The sequence below is a fragment of the Streptomyces sp. NRRL S-378 genome (assembly GCF_000720645.1).
In the GTDB taxonomy this organism is placed as follows: Bacteria; Actinomycetota; Actinomycetes; order Streptomycetales; family Streptomycetaceae; genus Streptomyces.
In genome coordinates this window covers 17,394-36,818 of sequence record NZ_JOBX01000015.1, presented here as the reverse complement: position 1 = coordinate 36,818, position 19,425 = coordinate 17,394, and the positions used below count along the sequence as shown (strand labels likewise).

Below are 19,425 nucleotides of genomic sequence, written 5' to 3'. Positions count from 1 at the left end.
GCCGGGCTCCCGAGAGGGGGCCCGGCGTTCCCAAACCTACTGGGACACCAGGGGTTTCGCGTCGCGCGCCAGCGCGGTGAGCCGCGATATGGCGCGGAAGTACTTCTTCCGATAACCGCCGTTCAGCATCTCCTCACTGAACAGCCTGTCGAAGGGGACACCGGAGGCCAGGACCGGGACCTCGCGGTCGTACAGCCGGTCGGCCAGGACGACCAGCCGCAGCGCGGTGGACTGGTCCGGCACCGGGCCGACGTCGGTCAGGCAGACCGCCGTGATCCCGTCGGTCAGCGCGCCGTAGCGGCTCGGGTGGACCCGGGCCAGGTGTTCCAGCAGCCCGGGGAAGTCGTCCAGGCTCGCGCCCTCGGTGGCGTAGGCGGCCTTGGCGACCTGCTCGTCGGAGAACGGCGCCGGGGCCTCCGGCAGGCCGCGGTGGCGGTAGTCCTGGCCGTCGATCCGCAGCGGCCGGAAGTGCGCCGACAGGCCCTGGATCTCCCGCAGGAAGTCCGCGGCGGCGAAGCGGCCCTCGCCGAGCTTGCCGGGCAGCGTGTTGGAGGTGGCGGCCAGCGCCACGCCCTGCTCCACCAGGCGGCTGAGCAGCGAGGACACCAGCACGGTGTCGCCCGGGTCGTCCAGCTCGAACTCGTCGATGCACAGCAGCCGGTGCCCGCCGAGGGTCTGCACGGTCTGCTGGAAGCCGAGCGCGCCCACCAGGTTCGTGAGCTCCACGAAGGTGCCGAAGGCCTTGAGCGCGGGCTCGGCCGGGGTGGCGTGCCACAGGGAGGCGAGCAGGTGGGTCTTGCCGACGCCGTAGCCGCCGTCGAGGTAGACCCCGCGCGGCGCGGCCGGGGCCGCGGGCTTCTTCGAGAACCAGCGCTTCTTCCCGGCGCCGCTCGCGTGCGCCCCGCCCAGGCCGGCGGCGAAGCCGCTCAGCACGGTGACCGCCTCGGACTGGCTCGGCTGGGCCGGGTCGGGGTTGTAGGTGTCGAAGCGGACGGAGTCGAACCGCGGCGGCGGCACCATCTCGGCCACCAGCCGTTCGGCGGGAACCCGCGGCTCCCGGGCGCACAGGGCCTGCGGCCCGGCGTCGGCTATCGGGGGCCGACCGGAGGGGGAACCGGAGGTGGAGAGTGATGTCGACACAGCCCTTAACTCTACGGGGCGTGGCACACTGCACCGATGCGACGCCTGTTCCCTGTGACCGATCAGACACCAGCCCGGAGCCAGGACGGGGCGGACCGGGAGTGGTCGCTCGACGAGCTCGCGGACGCCTACGCGTACCCCGCCCTGGCGGCGGACGGCCGCTGGCTGCGGGCCAACATGGTCTCCACCCTGGACGGCGCCGCCCAGCACGAGGGCCGCTCCCAGCCCATCTCGGGCGAGACCGACATGCGGATCTTCGGTACCCTGCGGGCGCTGGCCGACGTGGTGGTCGTCGGCGCGGAAACGGTTCGCCAGGAGGGCTACCGTCCGGCCCGCGCCCGGGAGGCCTTCGCGGCCCGCCGGGCGGCCGCCGGACAGGGCCCGGCCCCCGCCCTCGCCGTGATCACCGCCAGCATGGACCTGGACTTCTCGCTGCCCCTGTTCACCTCCCCGCTGGTGCCGACCCTGGTGGTCACCGGCGCCGCCGCGCCCTCCGGCCGCGTGGCCGAGGCCGAGGCGGCCGGGGCCGAGGTGGTGGTGGCCGGCGACGGCGTCTCCGTCGACGCGGCCCGGGCCGTACGGGAGCTCGCCGGGCGGGGGCTGCGCCGCCAGCTCACCGAGGGCGGGCCCCGGCTGCTGGGCCAGTTCGTGGCCGCCGACGTGCTGGACGAGCTGTGCCTGACGATCTCCCCGACGCTCACGGCGGGGGGCGCCCAGCGCATCGCCGGAGGGCCTTCCGTCACGGTTCCACACCGGCTCGCGCCCGCCTGCGTACTGGAGGAGGCCGGGTTCCTGTTCACGAGCTACCGTCGGATCTGACAAGGGGCGGAATTTCCCGTTCCGCTTTGCTTCCGCTGGGCACATATACCTGCGCAGGCCCCGTGCGACAGCGGGGCAGGATGGTTTCCGCAGGGGCCGGCCGACCGGCCTCGGGCCCATGAAGGAGAGGGCGTCCGTGTTCACGAGCGTATTGATGATCGAGCAGCCGCTGACCACGGTGGACGTGGACTTCGTCACCAGCCTCCACGGAGACGACCCGGTCTCCTTCGTCGTCCTCATGCAGCCCCGGGGCGACCAGGACCGGCTGCTGCGCGCCATCGACGACGTGGCGCTCGGCGAGCTCCCGGAGGCCATCCGTGAGGGCGACGAACCCGAGGGCGAGGACGCGCTCGGCCCCGCCGCGCACGCCCTCGCGCACTCCCTGAACGCCCTGCGCGAGAAGGGTGCCAAGGCCGTCGGGCAGATCGTCGAGAAGCACCCGCTCGACAAACTGCAGTCCGTCGTGGACGAGACCGGCGCCGACGAGGTGATCGTCCTGACCTCGCCGCACTTCGTGGAGGAGTTCTTCCACCGGGACTGGGCCTCACGGGCGCGCCACAAGGTCGGCGTTCCCGTGCTCAAGCTCTTCGCCCACAACGAATAGGCTTGGGCCCCAGCGCACGACTGGGCCCCAGTGCCCGACGCACACAAGCACCGCACTCGATCCTGGAGCGACCTGAATGAAGCCCGGCCTGCCGACCGCCATGGAACGGCCCCACTTCATCGGCATCGGCGGCGCCGGCATGTCCGGCATCGCGAAGATCCTGGCCCAGCGCGGGGGGAAGGTCGCCGGCAGCGACGCCCGCGGCGACTCCGAGACCGCCGAGGCGCTGCGCGCCCACGGCGTCACGGTCCACGGCGGACACGCGGCCGACCACCTCGCCGCCGACTCCACCTGCGTGGTCGTCTCCAGCGCCATCCGCGCAGACAACCCCGAGCTGGCCCGCGCCGCCGAGCTCGGTATCCCCGTCGTGCACCGCTCCGACGCCCTCGCCGCCCTGATGGACGGACTGCGTCCGATCGCCGTCGCCGGCACCCACGGCAAGACCACCACCACCTCGATGCTGGCGGTCTCCCTCTCGGCCCTGGGCCTGGACCCCTCCTACGCCATCGGCGGCGACCTCGACGCCCCGGGCTCCAACGCCCACCACGGCGAGGGCGACGTCTTCGTGGCCGAGGCCGACGAGAGCGACCGTTCCTTCCACAAGTACACCCCGCAGGTCGCGATCATCCTCAACGCGGAACTCGACCACCACGCGAACTACGCCTCGATCGACGAGATCCACGAGTCCTTCGAGACCTTCGTCGGCAAGATCGTGCCCGGCGGCACCCTGGTCGTCGCCCACGGCCAGGAGGGCGCCGCCGAGATCGCCCGCCGCGTCGCGGACCGCGAGGACCTCACCGTCGTCACGTACGGCGAGGAGGAGGACGCCGACATCCGGATCACCAAGATCACCCCGCGCGGTCTGACCAGCGAGGTCACCGTGGTCCTGGACGGCCGGATGCTCACCTTCACCGTCTCCGTCCCCGGCCGCCACTACGCGCACAACGCCGTCGCCGCGCTCGCCGCGGGCGTGGCCCTCGGCATCCCCGCGCACAACCTGGCCTCCGCGCTCGGCAAGTACACCGGCGTCAAGCGCCGCCTCCAGCTCAAGGGCGAGGCCGCCGGCGTGCAGGTCATCGACTCCTACGCGCACCACCCCACCGAGATGAACGCCGACCTGGAGGCCATCCGCGGAGCCGCCGGCGACTCCCGCATCCTGGTCGTCTTCCAGCCGCACCTCTTCTCCCGCACCCAGGAGCTGGGCAAGGAGATGGGCCAGGCCCTCGCCCTCGCCGACGCCTCCGTCGTCCTGGACATCTACCCCGCTCGCGAGGACCCGGTCCCCGGCGTCACCAGCGAGATCATCATCGCGGCCGCCCGGGCCGAGGGCGCGGACGTCACCGCCGAGCACGACAAGGCGGCCGTCGCCGACGTCATCGCGGGAATGGCCAAGCCCGGCGATCTCGTTCTCACCATGGGCGCGGGCGATGTCACGGACCTCGGTCCGGCCATCCTCGCCCGCCTGTCGAGCTGAGAGGGAGCGGGAGAGTCATGTCGTACGAGGTCGAGAAGACGGACGAGCAGTGGCAGGCGGAGCTGACCCCGTCCGAATACCAGGTGCTGCGCCTCGCCGGCACCGAGCCGGCCTTCCGCGGTGAGTACACCGACACCAAGACGGAGGGCGTCTACTCCTGTCGCGGCTGCGGGGCCGAGCTGTTCCGCTCCTCGGAGAAGTTCGACTCGCACTGCGGCTGGCCGTCCTTCTTCGACCCGAAGGACACCGACGCCGTCGAGCTGCTCGCCGACACCTCGCACGGCATGGTCCGCACCGAGGTCCGCTGCGCGAAGTGCGGCTCCCACCTGGGCCACGTCTTCGAGGGCGAGGGCTACCCGACGCCCACGGACCAGCGGTACTGCATCAACAGCATCTCGCTGCGCCTGACCCCGGCCCCGGAAGCGGGCTGACCCCCAGGACACCCCGGAGGACACGCCGGGACGCCCCGGGGCGTCCCAGCACGCCGACAGGCCCTCCCGGCCCCCCGCGGGCCGGGAGGGCCCGGCCGTGTCCGGACCCGGACGGGCGGCGCGCTCAGCCGCTGCACTGGGTCAGTTCGCCGCCCTGCCGGACGCTGTACTGGCCGGGCGGCACGTTCATGACCTGGAAACCGCCGTTCTGGGCGATCTCGACCGTCCCGCCGAAGCCGGCCGACCCGTACACGTAGGCCGGGCCCGGGGTGAAGCCGCCGCCGGACAGGTGCACCTTCCCGTTCTCGAGGACCCCGGAGGTCGAGCACGTCGCGGCGGGGACGACGGCCGGCGGGGTGTGCGGGAGGGCCGCGAGCGCGGCGGGGGCGGTGACGAACGAGGCGGCCACGAGGGGGCCGAGGACGAGGAGCCGTGTGCACCGGTTCATGGGACTTCCTCACCGGGAGGGATCGTCCTTCCATCGTCACCCCGCCCGCTGCCCGGTGCGACCCGGGGCGCGGCCGGCCGGAACCGGACGGCGATGGTGTCGGGGACGTCGCGGTTCGGTTCCGATCCGGTCTCTGGCCTGGGGCGATCCCACGGAGATAGCACGTTCGGCCTGTGAAGACACCTATCCGTTTCTTCCGTCTGTCTGGTTATGATCGGCCCCTCACATCCCGTCACGGCCCCACCCGTTGTGGCCGTCCCCTCCGCAGTTCCGTGCCCGGTCCGGCCGTTCGGCCACCCCTGACGTCCCCAGCCGCCCCCGCTCCCGAGGACCGATGTCTCCCATAGAACCCGAAGGCGTAAGAGGGCAGTCGACGACGCGTCGCTGGCGCAACGTGCGCCTGCGCACCCTCCTGATCTGGCTGGCCGTGGTTCCCACGGTGGCGATGGGCACCCAAGTCACGTTGACCGCCGACCGGTTGCTGGAGCAGTCGGCGCGGCTGCGGGCCGACGTGGAGGCCGCCGAGCGGGTCGGCGCACCGCTCTACACGCTCCTGGTCGACATGCAGGAGGAGCGGACGGCGACCGCGGCCCAGTGGGCGGGCACCGACGGGGCCGAGACCGAACTGCGCGTACGGCGCGCCGCCACGGACACGGCCGCGGCCGAGTTCCGCCGCCTCGCGGACGATCCGTCGAGGTCCTTCACCGAGGTGACCCGGCAGCTCGACAGACTGCCCGCCTACCGCCAGCGCGCGGACACCCGCAGCGGCGCCGCCGACAGCACCCTCGCCTACTACTCCGATGTGATCGGCAAGGTCATCCAGGTCTACCAGCAGGAGTTCAGCCACGCGGAGGACGCCGAACTCGCCCAGGCGAGCCGCCCCGTCGTGTCGATGCTCCAGGCCACCGAGATGGTGGCCCGCGAGGACACCGTCCTGGCCCTCGCCGGACCGTCCGGGGAACTGAGCTTCGTCGGCTACGACCAGTTCGTCAGTTCCCTGGGCGCCCAGCGCTACCTCCACGAGGCGCTGATCGTCCCGCACCTGACGGAGCGGGACGAGCGGTTCTACGAACGGGTCGTCGGCTCCGAGGACTGGCAGGCGAAGACGCGCATCGAGAACGCGGTCCTCTCCGGGCACAAGGACACCGTCGCCGGCATCAAGGTGCCCGCCGAGGTCGGCGACTGGAAGTCCGCGCACGCCAACTTCTCCGTGCAGATGACCACCCTCAACATCGACCTGGCCCGCTCGGTGCTCGCCCGCGGCGAGGCCAAGGCCGCGGAGCTGCAGGCCGAGGTCGCCTGGCTGATAGCCGGGAGCGGCGGCGGGCTGCTGGCCGTCGTGGTCGTGGTCGTGTTCACCACCCGGTCCGTCCTGCGGCGCCTGCGCGAACTGCACGAACGCACGGTCACGGTGGCCGAGGAGACCCTCCCCGACGTCGTCGCGCGGCTCGAGCGCGGACAGACCGTGGACCCCGGGACGCTGCCGTCCGTCACCGGCGACCGGGACGAGGTCGGGCGCGTCAGCGACGCGTTCGCCCGGGCCGTCGCCGTGTCGGTCGACGGACACCGGCGGCTGGCCGCCGAGCGCCACGGCTTCGGCCTGTTCGCCTCGGGCATCGCCTCGCGCACCGGGAACCTCGTCAGCCGCCAGCTGAGCCTCACCGAGGACCTCCAGGACACCTTCGGCCACGACGAGGCGCTGCTCGCCCAGTTGATGCGGTCCGACCAGCTGACGGTCGGCATGCGGCGGCAGATCGAGAACCTCCTCATCCTCGCGGGCGGCGAGGTCCCCGACCCGCACACCGAGCCCATGCGCGTCGCCGACCTGCTGCGCGAAGCCGCCGCCGAGGTCGAGGACTTCCGGCGCATCGAGCGGCAGGCCCTCGACGAGACCAGCGTGGAGCCGAGCGTCATCAGCCAGATCAGCCACCTGCTGGCCGAGCTGCTCGACAACGCCACCCGGTTCTCCCCGCCGAAGTCCAAGGTGGTCATCCGCGCCGAACTGGTCGCGGACGGGCTGACCGTCGAGATCGAGGACCGCGGGCCGCGGGTGAGCCCCGAGCGGTACGAGGAGATGAACGGGCGCCTGCACCAGGCCCCGCCGTACTCGGTGCTCGCAGAGAACGCGCACCGGCTCGGGCTCTTCGTCGTGGGCCACCTCGCCGACCAGCTCGGCGCCACGGTCACCCTGCGCCGCTCCGTGTACGGAGGCACCTGCGCGGTGGTGGTCCTGCCGGCCGAACTGCTGCTGCCGACCGAGGGGGAGGCCCCGAGCCAGCCCGCCCGCCGCGAACCCGCGCTCCCGGCCCCGGCCGCCGAGCCCACCGCCGCTGCGGCCGTGCCCGCTCCGTCGGGCCCCGAGCCGGCCGCCGCCGAGGAGCCCGAGCGAGATCCCGAGCCCGAGCAGGAGCCGGACTCCGCGCCCGAGCCGGATCCCGGGCCCGAGCCGGTCGCGCACACCAGCGCCGGACTGCCCAGCCGTCGTACGAAGGCGCCCCGGCCGGCGCCCGCCTCCGTACCCGCCGTCGCATCCGCGGCACGGCCGGCCCCGCCGGCCGCCCCCACGCGGCCGGCCCTCCCCGAGCGGGTCCCGCAGACCCACATAGCCGACCAACTGCGCGCGCCCCGCGTGCCGGAAACACGGGTTCCCCAGGACACCGCGACACCCGAAGAGGTCGCCGACGCCTGGGCGGACTACGAACAGGGGACCCAGACAGTGGAAGAAGAGCTCCGACGGGATCAGCCATGACCACCTCATCGAACACCGCCGCATCCAACGACGCGATCTACAGCGTCCTCGACAACAACCTGAGCAGAATCGCCGGCATCCAGGGAGCCGTGCTGCTGTCCAACGACGGCATCCGGCTCAGCGCCTACCTGCTGGACCAGCCCCAGGCCGAGCGCATGGCGGCCGCCGCCTCCGGTATCGCCTCCACGATGAAGGCGATATCCCGCGAGATCGACGGCGGCCGCGTCATCCGCCAGCTCGTCGAAATGGACGACAGGTACCTCTGCATCGTCGGCTGCGGCGAGGGCAGCACCCTCATCGTGGTGACCTCCCGCAAGGCGCGCCTCGGCGAGCTCGGCGGCGAGGCCGTCCGTACCGCGCAGGCGCTCGGCGAATGGCTGGGCACCCCCGAGCGCGGCCAGGTACCGAACCAGTAATGCCGCAGGACGAGCCGCAGCCGCAGCCCGCAAGCCGCCGCCGTACGCGGCTGTACGCCCTCACCGACGGCCGTACGGCCGCTGCGCACACCGTCCTGACCATGGACACCACCGTCACGGCGGCGGTCGCCGGCGACGCGCACGGGGGACTGCCCACCGAGTGGCAGGAGATCCTCGTCATGTGCGCGCCGCCGGGCGGGCGGGCGGTCGCGGAGATAGCGGCGCGGATGAACATCCGCCTCACCCCGATGACGCTGCTCCTCGGCGAACTCGCCGAACGCGGGCTGATCACCCACCGGCCGCCCCTGGCGGCCTCCGACACCACCGACGTCAACCTGCTCATGAGAATCAGGGACAACCTTGCCCGGATATGACACGCCCGCCCCGCCCGCCTCCGGGGACCCGGACCCGGTCAAGATACTCATCGCCGGTGGATTCGGGGTGGGCAAGACCACCCTGGTGGAGACGATCTCCGAGATCGAGCCCTTGCGGACGGAGGAGCGGCTGACGGCCGCGGGCGTCGGCGTCGACGACCTCGAAGGCATCGAGTCCAAGACCCTCACCACCGTGGCGATGGACTTCGGCCGGATCACCCTCACCGACGCCGGAGTCGTCCTCTACCTGTTCGGCACACCGGGCCAGGAACGCTTCTGGTTCATGTGGGACGACCTGCTGGGCGGCGCCCTCGGGGCGATCGTGCTGGTCGACACGCGACGCCTCGACCGCAGCTTCCCGGCCGTCGACTTCTTCGAGAGCCGCGGCCTGCCCTTCGTCGTCGGCGCGAACTGCTTCCACGGAGAACAGCCCTACACCGCCGAGGAGATCGCCGCGGCCCTGCACCTGCGCGACCCGAACACGCCCGTCCTCATGCTCGACGCCCGCTCCCGCACCGACGTCCGCGCCTCCCTGCTCGCGCTCCTCGACGTACTCATCGACCGTGCGGAGCAGCCCCCCACGGCCGTCACCGGCTGACCACCCCGACCCCACCCGGCACGACGTCCGCCAGGTGGTCCGCCAGGGTGCGGTGGGGGGTCCAGCCCCGGGACCGGGCGCGGGTCAGGTCCAGGACCACGGGGTGGGCCAGCTGGTCCACCGCGTAGCGGCTGAGCGCCGGCTCGGCGGTCGCAAGCGCCTCCGCGACCCGGGCCGCCGTGCGGGCCAGCCGCAGGGGCAGGTGCCGGATGCGGGCCCGGACGGCGTGCGCGTCCAGCACCGCGCGGACCGCGGCGTCACGTTCGTACGGCTCGCCGTCTGCGATGTTGTACGCCCCCGGAGGCCAGGCCGCGGCCGCGAGGCAGGCCTCCGCGAGGTTCTCCACGGCCGTCAGGCTCAGCCGGACGTCCGGGCCCGGCAGCAGCAGGGTGCCCGCGCGGACCCGGGACAGCAGCCGGGGCAGCAGCGTGGTGTCGCCCGGCCCGTACACGGCCCGCGGGCGCAGCACCACCGCCCCGGCGGCCAGCGCCAGGGCCTCGCCCGCCGCCTTCGTGCGGCCGTAGGCGTTCAGCTGCCCGGCGCGCGGATGGTCCTCGCCGACCAGCGAGCGGTCGAGCCGCGGGTCGTAGACGCTGGCACTGCTCACCCACACCACCGGCCGGCCCGCGGCGGCCCGCATCAGCCGCTCGGTGCCGACGACGTTGACCCCGTGCATCAGTGCCTCCGCCGCGGAACCGGGGGAGGGGTCGCCGACCGCCGCCGCGCAGTGCACCACCACGTCCACTCCGGTGAGGTCCGGGTCGCCCGCGGCCGCGTCCCAGAACCGGTGCTCGCCCACCGGGCCGGGCCTGCGTCCCAGACCCACCACCCGCGCACCGGCCGCCGCCGCGGCGCGCGCCACGTGCCCGCCGCAGAAGCCGCTCGCGCCCGTGACCGCGATCATGACGCCGCCCGCACGCACAGCGTCCGCCAGCCCGGCAGCGCCGCGCCCCGGTCCACCCGGGCCCGGGTCACCACCGGCCGGTACGGGGCCAGCGCCGCCAGTACGTCGGCCAGCTGGACGGACGCCAGCCGGGCCCCGGGGCACGCGTGCGCCCCCGCTCCGAACACCAGCCGGGACAGCGCCGCTTCCGCGGGCCGGCGGGCGTCCGGGTCGCGGCGGTGCGCGCCCGCCGCGTGCCGGGCGACCAGCAGCAGCCGGTCGCCGGCCCGCACCGGGCAGCCGCCGACCGTGCCGTCCGCTGCCGCCACCCGCGGCAGCAGCGGCGAGGCCGCCGTGACCCGCAGCAACTCGGCCGCCAGTACCGGGCCCAGCACCTCGTCGGCCGCCTGGTCCCACAGTCCGGCGTCGGCGCACCAGGCCACGGCCCGCGGCAGCGCGGCCACGGTGGTGTTCACCGCGGCCACCGCCACCATCGCTGCCAGCGCGCCCTCGGCGGGACCGGGGTCGTGTCCGCGCGAGCCCCCTCCCACCGCTGGCGCCGCGTCGCGGACACCGCCCAGCAGGGCGCCGAGCCGGCCGGCGGCCCGAGCCGCACCGGCCTCGGCGCCCGGGCGGCGCGGGCCGGGCAGGTGGCTGCGTACGGAGGCGGCCGCGGCCTCGGCGGCTGCCCGCGCGACCTGGCACGGGTCGGCGCCGGAGCCCAGCAGCGCGCACACCACCGTCCCGGAGAGCTCCCGGGCCAGCTCGACGAGGTCCACCTCCCCGCCTCCGGCGAGCGGCGCGAGTCGGCGGACGAGCAGGGGCTGCCACCGCGCCCGCAGGTCTTCCACGCCGGTGGCGCCGAGCCCGGCTGCCAGGTCCCGCCGGGCCGACCGGTGCTCGCCGCCCTCCTGGTCGAAGAGCACGCCCCCGTCGCCCGCCAGCGCGGAGCGCGCGGCCGCGCCCGTCGTTCCCTCGGCCGTCCGGTCGAGCGGCAGCCGGGTCAGCGCCTCCCGGTAGGCCTCGGCCCCGTGGACCAGCAGGGTGCCGCCGATCCGGCGGACGGGCCGTCCGCGCGTCGCGGCGAGCAGCGCGAACAGCACGGGGTGTCCGCCCAGGTAGACCCGCCGGTCGCGACGGCGGGCCCGGGTGTGGGACACGGGACTCATCAGGGCGGTACCTCCGTGGGGTGGGTGGACGGGGGAGAGGTGGCGCTGCGGGCGGGTGCTCGGCCGGGCCCGGGCGTCTCCGGGTCCGGGCGTCATGCCGGGCCCAGGCGTCGCGCCGCCAGGGCGGCCGTCGCCGCGCGGTCCGGTTTGCGTGAACGCCCCGACAGCGGGATCCGCGCGAGGAGCACCTCGTCCGGGCGGGCCGTGCCCATCCGGGAGACCGGCTCCGACAGGGCCGCGCGCAGGGCCGGTTCGTCCGCGCCGCGCTGCGGCTGTACGACGGCGACGAGGCGTTCGTCGCCGTCGTCCGCCGGGATCCCGACGAGCACGGCCAGCTCCACCCCCGGCACGTGCAGGGCGGGCTCGTACAGGCCGGGGTAGATGTTCTCGGCCCGGCGCAGCACCATGTCCTTGCACCGGCCCTCCAGGACGATGCGGCCCGTGTCGTCCAGCCGCGCCCGGTCGCCCGTGCGCACCCACGGGTCGGGCTCCTCCCCGAGGTAGCGGTGGCGGGCCGCCGGCCCGGCCAGCAGCAGCTGTCCCGCCCCGTCCCGCTCGGCCCGTACGCCCGGCAGCGGGGCCCCGACCAGGTCCCCGGGCCCGTCGAAGGCGGACTTCTCGCGGGACTCGACCGCTGCGGCGGGGAACAGCTCGGTGAGCGCGTACACGCCCCAGGCCTCGGCCGCGCCCGCGTCCCGTACCCGTTCCAGCAGTCCGGCGCCGGCCGGCGCCGAGCCCGTCCACACCCGCCCGTGGAAGCGGGCGCCCGCCCCCAGGGCGTCCCGCAGCCGCGGCGGGGTCAGATAGGTGTCGCAGGGCCGCAGCCGTGCCAACTGCCGCGTCAGGATGCGCGTGTTGGCGGCGGGCAGGGCCACGGGGGCGCCCCGCGTCAGTGCGGGGACGAGGACGAAGAAGGTGCCGCCGAGCACCGGCGCGTCCCCGGGGGCGTCGAAGAGGGAGGAGACCGTGGCCATGCCGGCCGACAGGCTCGCCCGCGTGTGCACCACGGCCCGCGGCCGGGAGGTGGTCCCGGAGGTGAAGACGATCACCGCGTCGGCATCGCCGTCCACGGCGGCCCGCGGCACACCGGCCCGGGGCGCCCCCAGGTCCAGCGCGGGCGCGCATCCCGGCAGCCGGGGCCCGACCGTGGCCACCGGGCCGAGCCCGGCCAGGTCGGGCAGTGCGAGCCCGGCCCTGCGGGCCAGCGGCCGGGCCCAGCCCGCCACCGCCTGCGCGGCCGCGTCGGCCAGCACCAGCGCGGGCCGCGCCAGCGCGAGGCGGGCGCGCAGGACGTCGGGCCCGGCGCCCGGGTCCAGGAGGGCCCCGCGCAGCCCGAGCCGCCACAGCGTGAGCAGGACGGCGAGGGCCCGCGGGCCCGGGCGCACCGCGACGCCGACGGTGTCCCCGGCGCGCAGCCCGCGTGCGTGCAGAGCGGCGGCGAACGCGTCGGCCAGTTCGGCGAGTTCGCCGCGGGTGGCGCGCACCCGGGGCGCCCCGGTCCGGGTCGCGGTGAGTACGGCGGGCCGTTCGGGGCGGCTGCGCAGTGCGTGGTCGAGTCGGTCCAGCATCAGCGGGGGTCGTCCGTTCCGTGCTTCCCGCTGCCCTGGTCCAGGTACCAGCGGGCGGTGCCGGCGAGCCCGTAGGCCCGCAGGCGCCGTGTCGAGTTCTCCACGACCATCTCCCGGCAGTGGACGATCCGGTCGGTGTGGCGGCGTACGGCGTTGAGGAAGAGGCGGTCGGTCGGCGAGGGGCGCCGCGGCATCCCGCCGACGGCCAGGTACAGCTCGGCGGTGATCGCCATGTTGTTCCCGGCGTGCATGCGGTACGGCGCCCGGTAGCCGTGGCGGCGGGCGTGCCGCGGCCGCAGCCGGCCGAAGAGCGCGGCGAGCGCCACCAGCACGCCGAACCCGGCCCGGCCCAGCGGGCCGTGCTCGTCGCGGCGGGCCGTGATCCGCCCGCACACGAGCCCGGGGCGGCGGGTGAGAGCGGTCCGCGCGGCGCCGGTCCAGCCGGGCCGGGGCAGGCAGTCGGCGTCGGTGCGGGCGAGGAGGGCCGCGCCCCGGCCGATCGCGTACCGGAAGCCGGTGTCCACGGCGGAGCCGACCCCCTTCTCGGGTTCCTCGATCACTTCCACCGGGAAGGGCGCGGACGCCGCGAACTCCCGGGCGACGGCTCCGGTGCCGTCCGCCGAGGCGTTGTCGACGACGAGCAGGGTGAAGTCCCGGTCGCGCTGCGCGGCGAGCGCCCGCAGGGTGTCCGCGAGCCGGGCCTCCTCCTCGTGCGCGGGTACCACGACCCACATGCGGCTCACGACTTCTCCCAGACCATCGTCATGATGCTGATGCCGCCGCCGAGGCCGACGAACAGCACCCGTTCGCCCGGCGCCAGTCCGGGGAACACGCGGTCCAGCTGTACGCCGATGCTCGCGCTCGCGATGTTGCCGAGCTCGGGCACGGTCACCACCAGCTTGTCGGCGGGCACCCCGGTCAGTTCGGCGAACCGCTCCAGATAGGGGACCGTGACCTGGTGGACGAGCACCTTGGCGAAGCCGTCCCAGCCCATCCCCGTGCGGTGCAGCGTCCGGTCGATGACGGCGGTGCCCACCTTCTCGAAGACGCCCCGCAGTTCGTGCCCGTCGCCGCGGAAGTAGGTGTACGCGTCCCCGCGCGGGTGCCGCGAACCGCCGCCGGGTATGCCGCCGACCTCCCAGTGCTCCGAGTGGGTCTCGGTGTCCACGTGCAGGATGCCGCCCCGGTCCACGGCTTCCACCACGACGGCCGCGCCCGCGTCGCCGAAGGTGTAGCCGGCGAATCCGTCGCGCAGCTCCGCGAGGCCGGACGGGTCCTTGCGCACCGCCCGGCTCGGGGTCTCCCCGGTGACCACCAGGGCCCGCCGGGCCCGGCCCGCGAGGATCATGGACCGGGCGAGGTCGATGCCGTTGACGAAGCTGTTGCAGGCGTTGGTGACGTCCAGGGCGTGGGCACGCGAGCCCAGCTCCGCCTGCACGATGTGCGCGGTCGCGGGCTCGACCATGTCGCGGGAGGCGGAGGCGAAGAGCAGCAGGTCGATGTCGAGCGGGGAGAGGGAGGCGGATTCCAGTGCCCGGCGGGCGGCGCCCACGGCGAGCGTGGAGGCGTACACCCCGTCGCCCGCGACACGGCGGGAGACGATCCCGGTGGCCTGCGTCAGCAGCCTCGGCGGCAGCGTCAGGCCACTGCGGCGCGCCACCTCCGCCTGGAGGGCCTCCGAGGACAGTGCCTCGTCGGGCAGGAAGCTGCCGACGGCGGTCGGCCCGGCGCTGCGCGGCGGGTCACACGGCTCGATGAACATGTCCACACGATGGCAAGGCGGGCGCGCCCGGGCCTGAGTACGGATGCTCAGTTCGGCGGGGTCCGGTGCGCGGCCCGGATGAGTAGGAACGCCGCGTTCCGGCCAAGTGGCCCGTTCCCGTCTTCTGTTGTGGGGCGGGTGGTCCGCCGTACCCTCCCGACGGTGCGGCAGCGGCGGGCCGCCGGGCGCGCGGGCCGCACCGGAACGCCTTGCGTTCTCCAGGTGTACGGCGCGGCGTCACGAGGACACCCCCGTCCGGTCCCCCGGGACCGCTGTCCTTGGGGCGCCCCTCGACTCCCCCTCACCCCCAGAGGTCGTCACCCCATGGCAGAACTCAACCGTCGCAGGTTCCTCCAGATAGCCGGTGGCACGGCCGCCGTCGCCATGCTGAACGACAGCATCGCGCGGGCCGCGGCCATCTCCGCCCAGGGCGCCACCGGAACGATCCAGGACATCGAGCACATCGTCGTCCTCATGCAGGAGAACCGGTCCTTCGACCACTACTTCGGCGCGATGAAGGGGGTCCGGGGCTTCGGAGACCCACGGCCGGTCCTCCAGGACAACGGCAAGTCGGTCTTCCACCAGTCGAACGGGACGAAGGACATCCTGCCCTTCCACCCGCAGATCGCGGACCTCGGGATGCAGTTCCTGGAGGGGCTCGACCACGACTGGGCCGGCGGCCACCAGGCCTACAACAACGGCAAGTACGACAAGTGGATCCCGGCCAAGACGGCCACCACCATGTCGTACATGACGCGGAACGACATCCCGTTCCACTACGCCCTCGCCGACGCCTTCACGGTGTGCGACGCCTACCACTGCTCCTTCATCGGCGCCACGGACCCGAACCGCTACTACATGTGGACGGGCTACACCGGCAACGACGGCGTGGGCGGCGGCCCGGTCCTGGGCAACCAGGAACTCGGCTACGGATGGAAGACCTATCCCGAGCGCCTGGAGGCGGCCGGGATCTCCTGGAAGGTCTACCAGGACATCGGCGACGGCCTGAACGCCGCCGGCTCCTGGGGCTGGATCAACGACGCCTTCCGCGGCAACTACGGCGACAACTCCCTGCTGTACTTCAACGCCTACCGCAATGCCCGGCCCGGCAGCCCCCTGTACGAGAAGGCCCGCACGGGCACGGACGTCAAGGCGGGCGACGGCTACTTCGACCGGCTGCGCGCCGACGTGGTGGGCGGCACGCTGCCCCAGGTCTCCTGGATCGCCGCCCCCGAGGCGTTCAGCGAGCACTCCAACTGGCCGACGAACTTCGGCGCCTGGTACATCTCGCAGGTCCTGGACGCGCTGACGGCGAACCCGGCGGTGTGGGCGAAGACCGCCCTGTTCATCACCTACGACGAGAACGACGGCTTCTTCGACCACGTGGTCCCGCCGTACCCGCCGGCGTCCTCCGCCTGGGGCCTGTCCACGGCCGACGTCAAGGGTGACCTGTACGCGGGCGGCGGCGGTTACGCGGCCGGACCGTACGGGCTCGGCCCGCGCGTCCCGATGATCGTGGTCTCCCCGTGGAGCAAGGGCGGCTACGTCTGCTCCGAGACCTTCGACCACACTTCGGTGATCCGCTTCATGGAGAAGCGCTTCGGGGTGCACGAGCCGAACATCTCCCCGTGGCGCCGCACCGTCTGCGGCGACCTGACCTCGGCCTTCGACTTCACCCGGGCCGACGCCGCCCCCGCCGCGCTGCCGTCCACGGCCGGGTACGTCCCGCCGGACAAGGACCGCCACCCGTCCTACCACCCGACGCCGCCCGCCACGGCAGCCCTGCCCCCGCAGGAGGCCGGGTCCAAGCCGACCCGCGCGCTCGGCTACGTCCCGTACGTGGACGGCGCCCGCACCGTCTCCACCGGCAGGTTCACCCTCACCTTCGCCTCCGGACCGACCCTGGGCGCGCACTTCCACAGCACGTCGGGCAACCGCACGGACGGCCCCTGGCCCTACACCGTCGAGGCGGGCAAGACCCTCTCCGACACCTGGTCCACCAGCAGCTCCACCGGCAACCGGATCGACCTGACGGTATGGGGCCCCAACGGCTTCCTGCGCACCTGGAAGGGCCCGGCGAAGAAGGCGGGCCCCGAGGTCACGGCCCGCCACGTCACCGCCACCGGCAACCTGGCCCTGACGATGACCAACTCCGGCACGGCAGCGGTCAACCTCACGGTGACCAACGCCTACGGCGGCGCCGCCCAGACCTTCCGCGTCGCGGCGGGCGGCACGGCCACCCACACCGTGGACCTCGGCGCGACCGGCCGCTGGTACGACGTCAAGGTCGTCTCCGACCTCGACGCCACCTTCCTGCGCCGCTTCGCCGGGCACGTGGAGACCGGCGCCCCGGGCGTCTCCGACCCGGCGATCAGGACCGTCTGATCCGGTCCTCCGGAGCGCGCAGCAGCCGCCGTTCCAAGGCCGCCACGTCCGCGGGACGGTGGCTGCGGGCGTGCCGGAGCAGCAGGTCCCGGGCGGTGTCGGGGACCCGGCGCCGTTTCGGGTGGCGGGTGGTGAACTCCTCACCCGCGAAGAACCGCACCGCGCCCTCCAGCCCGGCACGGTCCGACTCCCGCACCGCCCAGGCCAGTTCCGCGGTCGCGGCCCCCGCCAGCAGCCGCACCGGGGCCCGTTCGGCGAGCAGCCACGCCGCGTCGCGCGGCTCCTCCCGTACGGCGCCCAGCCAGCCGAAGACCACGCTCAGCGGCACCCCGGCCGGCGGCGCGGGCTCCTCGGCGCCGGCGGCCAGGGCCTCGGCGTACTCCCGCAGCGCGCCGGGTGCCGCGGCCGCCCAGCGGGCCCGGTGACGGGCCGGGATCCCCCCGGGGGACAAGGGGTCCAGCAGCCGCCGCGACTCGGGGGTGGGGTGCCGGGTCCCGTCGTCGTCCCCGCAGGAACAGCCGAACGGCCCGTCGCCGGCTTCGGCGGCGAGCCTGCGGCCGAGCTCCCTGACGGCCCGGACCTCGGCGGCCTCGGCGGGGTCGGTGATCTCGTAGCTTCGCGGGTGATGGGGGTGCCGGGCCCCGTCCGGCCGCGAGAAGTCCCCCATGACCAGCCGGTCCGTGCGCGATGCAGGTCTCACGGTGTGATGGTAGGCGCGATGGGCATGACGTACGGCGTCGGTTGTCACCACCCCCGTCACCGAGGGAGAACGCATGGCCATCGCCCACCGCCGGATCGGCACCGGACCCGTCCGCGTCATCGTGCTGCACGACTGGTTCGGCACCTCCGCCAACTGGGGCTCCGTGCTGGACCACCTGGACCCCGAAGGGTTCTCCTACGCCTTCCTCGACTACCGCGGCTACGGCGAACGCCGGGACGTCCCCGGCCGCCACACCATCGCGGAGATCGCCGACGACGTCCTCGAACTCGCCGACGAGCTCGGCTGGGACACCTTCTCCCTGCTCGGCCACTCCATGGGCGGCAAGGCCGCCCAGCAGGTCCTCGTCCGCGCCCCCGAGCGGATCGAGAAGCTGATCGGGCTGGCTCCCGTGCCGGCCTCACCCTACGAGATGGACGACGCCACCCACGCGCTCTTCTTCGGTGCCGCCGGGAGTCCCGGGAACCGGCGCCTCATCCTCGACCTCGTCACCGGCAACCGGGCGAGCCGCCACTGGCTCGACCGGATGGTCGACCACTCCCTGGAGGTCTCCCGGCCGGAGGCCTTCGCCGCCTACCTCGCGAGCTGGCAGTCCCTCGACCTGTCCTCCGCGGTGAAGGGGAACACCGTCCCGGTGCTCGTGCTGGTCGGTGAGTACGACCTGGCGCTCACCGCCGACGTGATGAGGGCCACGTGGCAGGCCTGGTACCCGAACTGCCGGATCGTGACCATCGCCGGCTCGGGGCACTACCCGCCGCACGAGACCCCGGTGGCCTTCGCCACGGAGGTGGAGGCCTTCCTCCGCGACTAGCGACGCGGCAACGAAAAAACCCCTGGGGCACGAGGAGACCTCGTACCCCAGGGGATCAGGGTGAGTGACGGGACTTGAACCCGCGGCCACCTGGACCACAACCAGGTGCTCTACCAACTGAGCTACACCCACCACGAAGGGCGGCGGACCGCCCGTTCGATGTGCAAGCACAGCATAGCCGATCTGCGGGGTGGTCCCGCGACGCGTTATCCGGCCGACCGGCTCGCGGCCAGGGTGGCGGCGAGCCTGGCCCCGACCCCGCCCCGGCGGCGGTCGGCGGCGTGCCGGGTGGCCGCCGCGGCGAGGGCCCTGATGATCGGATGGGGCCGCGCCGTGTCCCCCCGGAGCTCCGGCTGGAAGAGCGTGGCCAGGAAGAACGGGTGCCCGGGCAGCTCCGCGATGCGCGCCTGCCCGTTCTCGTCGTGCCCCGACAGGCGCAGTCCGTGCGCGATGAGGGCCGGCAGGTGCCGGGGAGCCGGGCCGTAGTTGCAGTGGTAGCGCTCCATCGACCGCTCCGCGCCGAGCGCGGCCTCGGCGAGCGACCCGGGCTCGGCCCGCACGAGGCCCTCGTGACCGACGAGCGAGCAGGCGAGCGGAGCGATCAGCAGGTCCCGCGCCCCGGGGTCGTTCTCGGCGTGCGCGACGTCGGCCAGCCCGCACACCGACCTGGCGTACTCCAGCAGCGTGTGCTGGAAGCCGCCGCACGTCCCGAGGAAGGGGATGCCCTCCTCACGGGCCACCCTGATCGCGGCCAGCGCCCCCGCCTCGCTGGCGTACGGGCTGCCCGGCAGCACCCACACGGCGTCGAAGCGGGCCAGGTTCCCGGCGGCGGCCTCGGCCGCGGCGTCGCCGGTGGGGATCCAGTAGGCGTCGAGGACGAGCCCGTCGCGGGCGGCGAGGGCGTCGAGGAGGAGCGGGATCCGGGTGTGGGACGTCACGTGCGGGGAGCGGTCGCCGACGAGGGCGATCCGCGCCACCCCCGAGGCGTCGGTGGTGAGCGCCGTGTCTGCCCTGTGAGCCGTGTGAGCCGTGTGTGCGGTGGTCATGTGGATCATCCTGTGGCCGCCGTCGGCTTC

The 19,425-nt window shown here is 74.1% G+C and carries 19 protein-coding genes and 1 tRNA gene; 10 read left to right on the top strand and 10 right to left on the bottom strand.

Features of this window, described 5'->3' with window-relative positions:
- Positions 1-36: 36 nt before the first annotated feature.
- Positions 37-1,092, bottom strand: a complete 1,056-nt coding sequence (gene zapE / locus IH80_RS0113675) for a cell division protein ZapE (protein WP_386398772.1) — start codon at positions 1,090-1,092, stop codon at positions 37-39.
- Positions 1,093-1,176: 84 nt separating this feature from the next.
- Between zapE and IH80_RS0113670 the strand changes: the two genes are divergently transcribed.
- The 4 genes from IH80_RS0113670 to msrB all read left to right on the top strand — a co-directional run bounded on the left by IH80_RS0113670 (position 1,177) and on the right by msrB (position 4,468).
- A complete protein-coding gene (locus IH80_RS0113670; protein WP_030960447.1) occupies positions 1,177-1,959 on the top strand; it encodes a pyrimidine reductase family protein in 783 nt (260 codons plus the stop codon).
- Between the two features lie 136 nt (positions 1,960-2,095).
- The gene (locus tag IH80_RS0113665; RefSeq protein WP_037879852.1) at positions 2,096-2,563 is read left to right on the top strand and encodes a hypothetical protein; all 468 of its coding nucleotides are present in this window, start codon (positions 2,096-2,098) and stop codon (positions 2,561-2,563) included.
- Positions 2,564-2,639: 76 nt separating this feature from the next.
- Positions 2,640-4,037 carry a UDP-N-acetylmuramate--L-alanine ligase gene (murC, locus tag IH80_RS0113660; RefSeq protein WP_030960445.1) on the top strand — a complete coding sequence of 466 codons (1,398 nt, stop codon included), beginning with the start codon at positions 2,640-2,642 and terminating at the stop codon, positions 4,035-4,037.
- A 17-nt stretch (positions 4,038-4,054) separates the two neighbouring features.
- Positions 4,055-4,468 (top strand): peptide-methionine (R)-S-oxide reductase MsrB, encoded by a 414-nt coding sequence (gene msrB / locus IH80_RS0113655; protein WP_030960443.1) that lies wholly within the window; start codon positions 4,055-4,057, stop codon positions 4,466-4,468.
- A 124-nt stretch (positions 4,469-4,592) separates the two neighbouring features.
- On the opposite strand, the gene IH80_RS0113650 is transcribed toward msrB, so the two are convergent.
- Positions 4,593-4,916, bottom strand: coding sequence for a hypothetical protein (locus IH80_RS0113650; RefSeq protein ID WP_030960440.1), 324 nt, complete (start codon positions 4,914-4,916; stop codon positions 4,593-4,595).
- Between the two features lie 334 nt (positions 4,917-5,250).
- On the opposite strand from IH80_RS0113650, the gene IH80_RS0113645 reads away from it, so the two are divergent.
- From IH80_RS0113645 to IH80_RS0113630, 4 genes are read left to right on the top strand one after another with little or no spacing between them, the layout of a single operon-like run.
- Entirely contained in the window at positions 5,251-7,665 is a 2,415-nt protein-coding gene (locus tag IH80_RS0113645; RefSeq protein WP_030960439.1) for a sensor histidine kinase, read from the top strand.
- Positions 7,662-8,081 carry a roadblock/LC7 domain-containing protein gene (locus IH80_RS0113640; RefSeq protein ID WP_030960438.1) on the top strand — a complete coding sequence of 140 codons (420 nt, stop codon included), beginning with the start codon at positions 7,662-7,664 and terminating at the stop codon, positions 8,079-8,081. The genes IH80_RS0113645 and IH80_RS0113640 overlap by 4 nt, the downstream gene beginning before the upstream one ends.
- Positions 8,081-8,455, top strand: a complete 375-nt coding sequence (locus IH80_RS0113635) for a DUF742 domain-containing protein (RefSeq protein WP_030960436.1) — start codon at positions 8,081-8,083, stop codon at positions 8,453-8,455. The genes IH80_RS0113640 and IH80_RS0113635 overlap by 1 nt, the downstream gene beginning before the upstream one ends.
- On the top strand, positions 8,442-9,053 hold the full coding sequence (locus IH80_RS0113630) for a GTP-binding protein (protein WP_030960434.1): 612 nt from the start codon (positions 8,442-8,444) through the stop codon (positions 9,051-9,053). The genes IH80_RS0113635 and IH80_RS0113630 overlap by 14 nt, the downstream gene beginning before the upstream one ends.
- Here the strand turns inward: IH80_RS0113630 and IH80_RS0113625 are convergent.
- The 5 genes from IH80_RS0113625 to IH80_RS0113605 form a co-directional block, all read right to left on the bottom strand.
- Positions 9,043-9,957 carry an NAD-dependent epimerase/dehydratase family protein gene (locus tag IH80_RS0113625; protein WP_037879893.1) on the bottom strand — a complete coding sequence of 305 codons (915 nt, stop codon included), beginning with the start codon at positions 9,955-9,957 and terminating at the stop codon, positions 9,043-9,045. The two genes, IH80_RS0113630 and IH80_RS0113625, sit on opposite strands and share 11 nt — an antisense overlap.
- Positions 9,954-11,105 carry a cytochrome P450 gene (locus IH80_RS46865; RefSeq protein WP_030960432.1) on the bottom strand — a complete coding sequence of 384 codons (1,152 nt, stop codon included), beginning with the start codon at positions 11,103-11,105 and terminating at the stop codon, positions 9,954-9,956. Before IH80_RS46865 ends, IH80_RS0113625 begins: the two co-directional genes overlap by 4 nt.
- A 92-nt stretch (positions 11,106-11,197) precedes the next feature.
- On the bottom strand, positions 11,198-12,673 hold the full coding sequence (locus IH80_RS0113615; RefSeq protein ID WP_037879846.1) for an AMP-binding protein: 1,476 nt from the start codon (positions 12,671-12,673) through the stop codon (positions 11,198-11,200).
- The gene (locus tag IH80_RS0113610) at positions 12,673-13,407 is read right to left on the bottom strand and encodes a glycosyltransferase (RefSeq protein WP_030960428.1); all 735 of its coding nucleotides are present in this window, start codon (positions 13,405-13,407) and stop codon (positions 12,673-12,675) included. Before IH80_RS0113610 ends, IH80_RS0113615 begins: the two co-directional genes overlap by 1 nt.
- Positions 13,408-13,412: 5 nt before the next feature.
- Positions 13,413-14,435, bottom strand: a complete 1,023-nt coding sequence (locus IH80_RS0113605) for a 3-oxoacyl-ACP synthase III family protein (RefSeq protein WP_030960427.1) — start codon at positions 14,433-14,435, stop codon at positions 13,413-13,415.
- Between the two features lie 324 nt (positions 14,436-14,759).
- Between IH80_RS0113605 and IH80_RS0113600 the strand changes: the two genes are divergently transcribed.
- Complete coding sequence (locus tag IH80_RS0113600; protein WP_030960426.1) at positions 14,760-16,820, top strand: phosphocholine-specific phospholipase C; 2,061 nt, start codon at positions 14,760-14,762, stop codon at positions 16,818-16,820.
- Here the strand turns inward: IH80_RS0113600 and IH80_RS0113595 are convergent.
- Positions 16,807-17,520 carry a hypothetical protein gene (locus IH80_RS0113595; RefSeq protein WP_158943429.1) on the bottom strand — a complete coding sequence of 238 codons (714 nt, stop codon included), beginning with the start codon at positions 17,518-17,520 and terminating at the stop codon, positions 16,807-16,809. The genes IH80_RS0113600 and IH80_RS0113595 overlap by 14 nt on opposite strands.
- Positions 17,521-17,593: 73 nt before the next feature.
- Between IH80_RS0113595 and IH80_RS0113590 the strand changes: the two genes are divergently transcribed.
- On the top strand, positions 17,594-18,349 hold the full coding sequence (locus IH80_RS0113590; protein ID WP_030960422.1) for an alpha/beta fold hydrolase: 756 nt from the start codon (positions 17,594-17,596) through the stop codon (positions 18,347-18,349).
- 59 nt (positions 18,350-18,408) lie between these two features.
- On the opposite strand, the gene IH80_RS0113585 is transcribed toward IH80_RS0113590, so the two are convergent.
- Positions 18,409-18,481 (bottom strand) — tRNA-His (locus IH80_RS0113585).
- A gap of 74 nt (positions 18,482-18,555) precedes the next feature.
- On the bottom strand, positions 18,556-19,395 hold the full coding sequence (locus tag IH80_RS0113580; RefSeq protein ID WP_107056812.1) for a glutamine amidotransferase-related protein: 840 nt from the start codon (positions 19,393-19,395) through the stop codon (positions 18,556-18,558).
- Positions 19,396-19,425 lie beyond the last annotated feature (30 nt).

Coding starts and splice junctions, on each gene's coding strand:
- IH80_RS0113670 (WP_030960447.1), top strand. CDS start 1,177: ATGCGACGCCTGTTCCCTGTGACCGATCAGACACCAGCCCGGAGCCAG.
- murC (WP_030960445.1), top strand. CDS start 2,640: ATGAAGCCCGGCCTGCCGACCGCCATGGAACGGCCCCACTTCATCGGC.
- msrB (WP_030960443.1), top strand. CDS start 4,055: ATGTCGTACGAGGTCGAGAAGACGGACGAGCAGTGGCAGGCGGAGCTG.
- IH80_RS0113650 (WP_030960440.1), bottom strand. CDS start 4,916: ATGAACCGGTGCACACGGCTCCTCGTCCTCGGCCCCCTCGTGGCCGCC.
- IH80_RS0113645 (WP_030960439.1), top strand. CDS start 5,251: ATGTCTCCCATAGAACCCGAAGGCGTAAGAGGGCAGTCGACGACGCGT.
- IH80_RS0113640 (WP_030960438.1), top strand. CDS start 7,662: ATGACCACCTCATCGAACACCGCCGCATCCAACGACGCGATCTACAGC.
- IH80_RS0113635 (WP_030960436.1), top strand. CDS start 8,081: ATGCCGCAGGACGAGCCGCAGCCGCAGCCCGCAAGCCGCCGCCGTACG.
- IH80_RS0113625 (WP_037879893.1), bottom strand. CDS start 9,957: ATGATCGCGGTCACGGGCGCGAGCGGCTTCTGCGGCGGGCACGTGGCG.
- IH80_RS46865 (WP_030960432.1), bottom strand. CDS start 11,105: ATGAGTCCCGTGTCCCACACCCGGGCCCGCCGTCGCGACCGGCGGGTC.
- IH80_RS0113615 (WP_037879846.1), bottom strand. CDS start 12,673: ATGCTGGACCGACTCGACCACGCACTGCGCAGCCGCCCCGAACGGCCC.
- IH80_RS0113610 (WP_030960428.1), bottom strand. CDS start 13,407: ATGTGGGTCGTGGTACCCGCGCACGAGGAGGAGGCCCGGCTCGCGGAC.
- IH80_RS0113605 (WP_030960427.1), bottom strand. CDS start 14,435: ATGTTCATCGAGCCGTGTGACCCGCCGCGCAGCGCCGGGCCGACCGCC.
- IH80_RS0113600 (WP_030960426.1), top strand. CDS start 14,760: ATGGCAGAACTCAACCGTCGCAGGTTCCTCCAGATAGCCGGTGGCACG.
- IH80_RS0113590 (WP_030960422.1), top strand. CDS start 17,594: ATGGCCATCGCCCACCGCCGGATCGGCACCGGACCCGTCCGCGTCATC.
- IH80_RS0113580 (WP_107056812.1), bottom strand. CDS start 19,395: ATGACCACCGCACACACGGCTCACACGGCTCACAGGGCAGACACGGCG.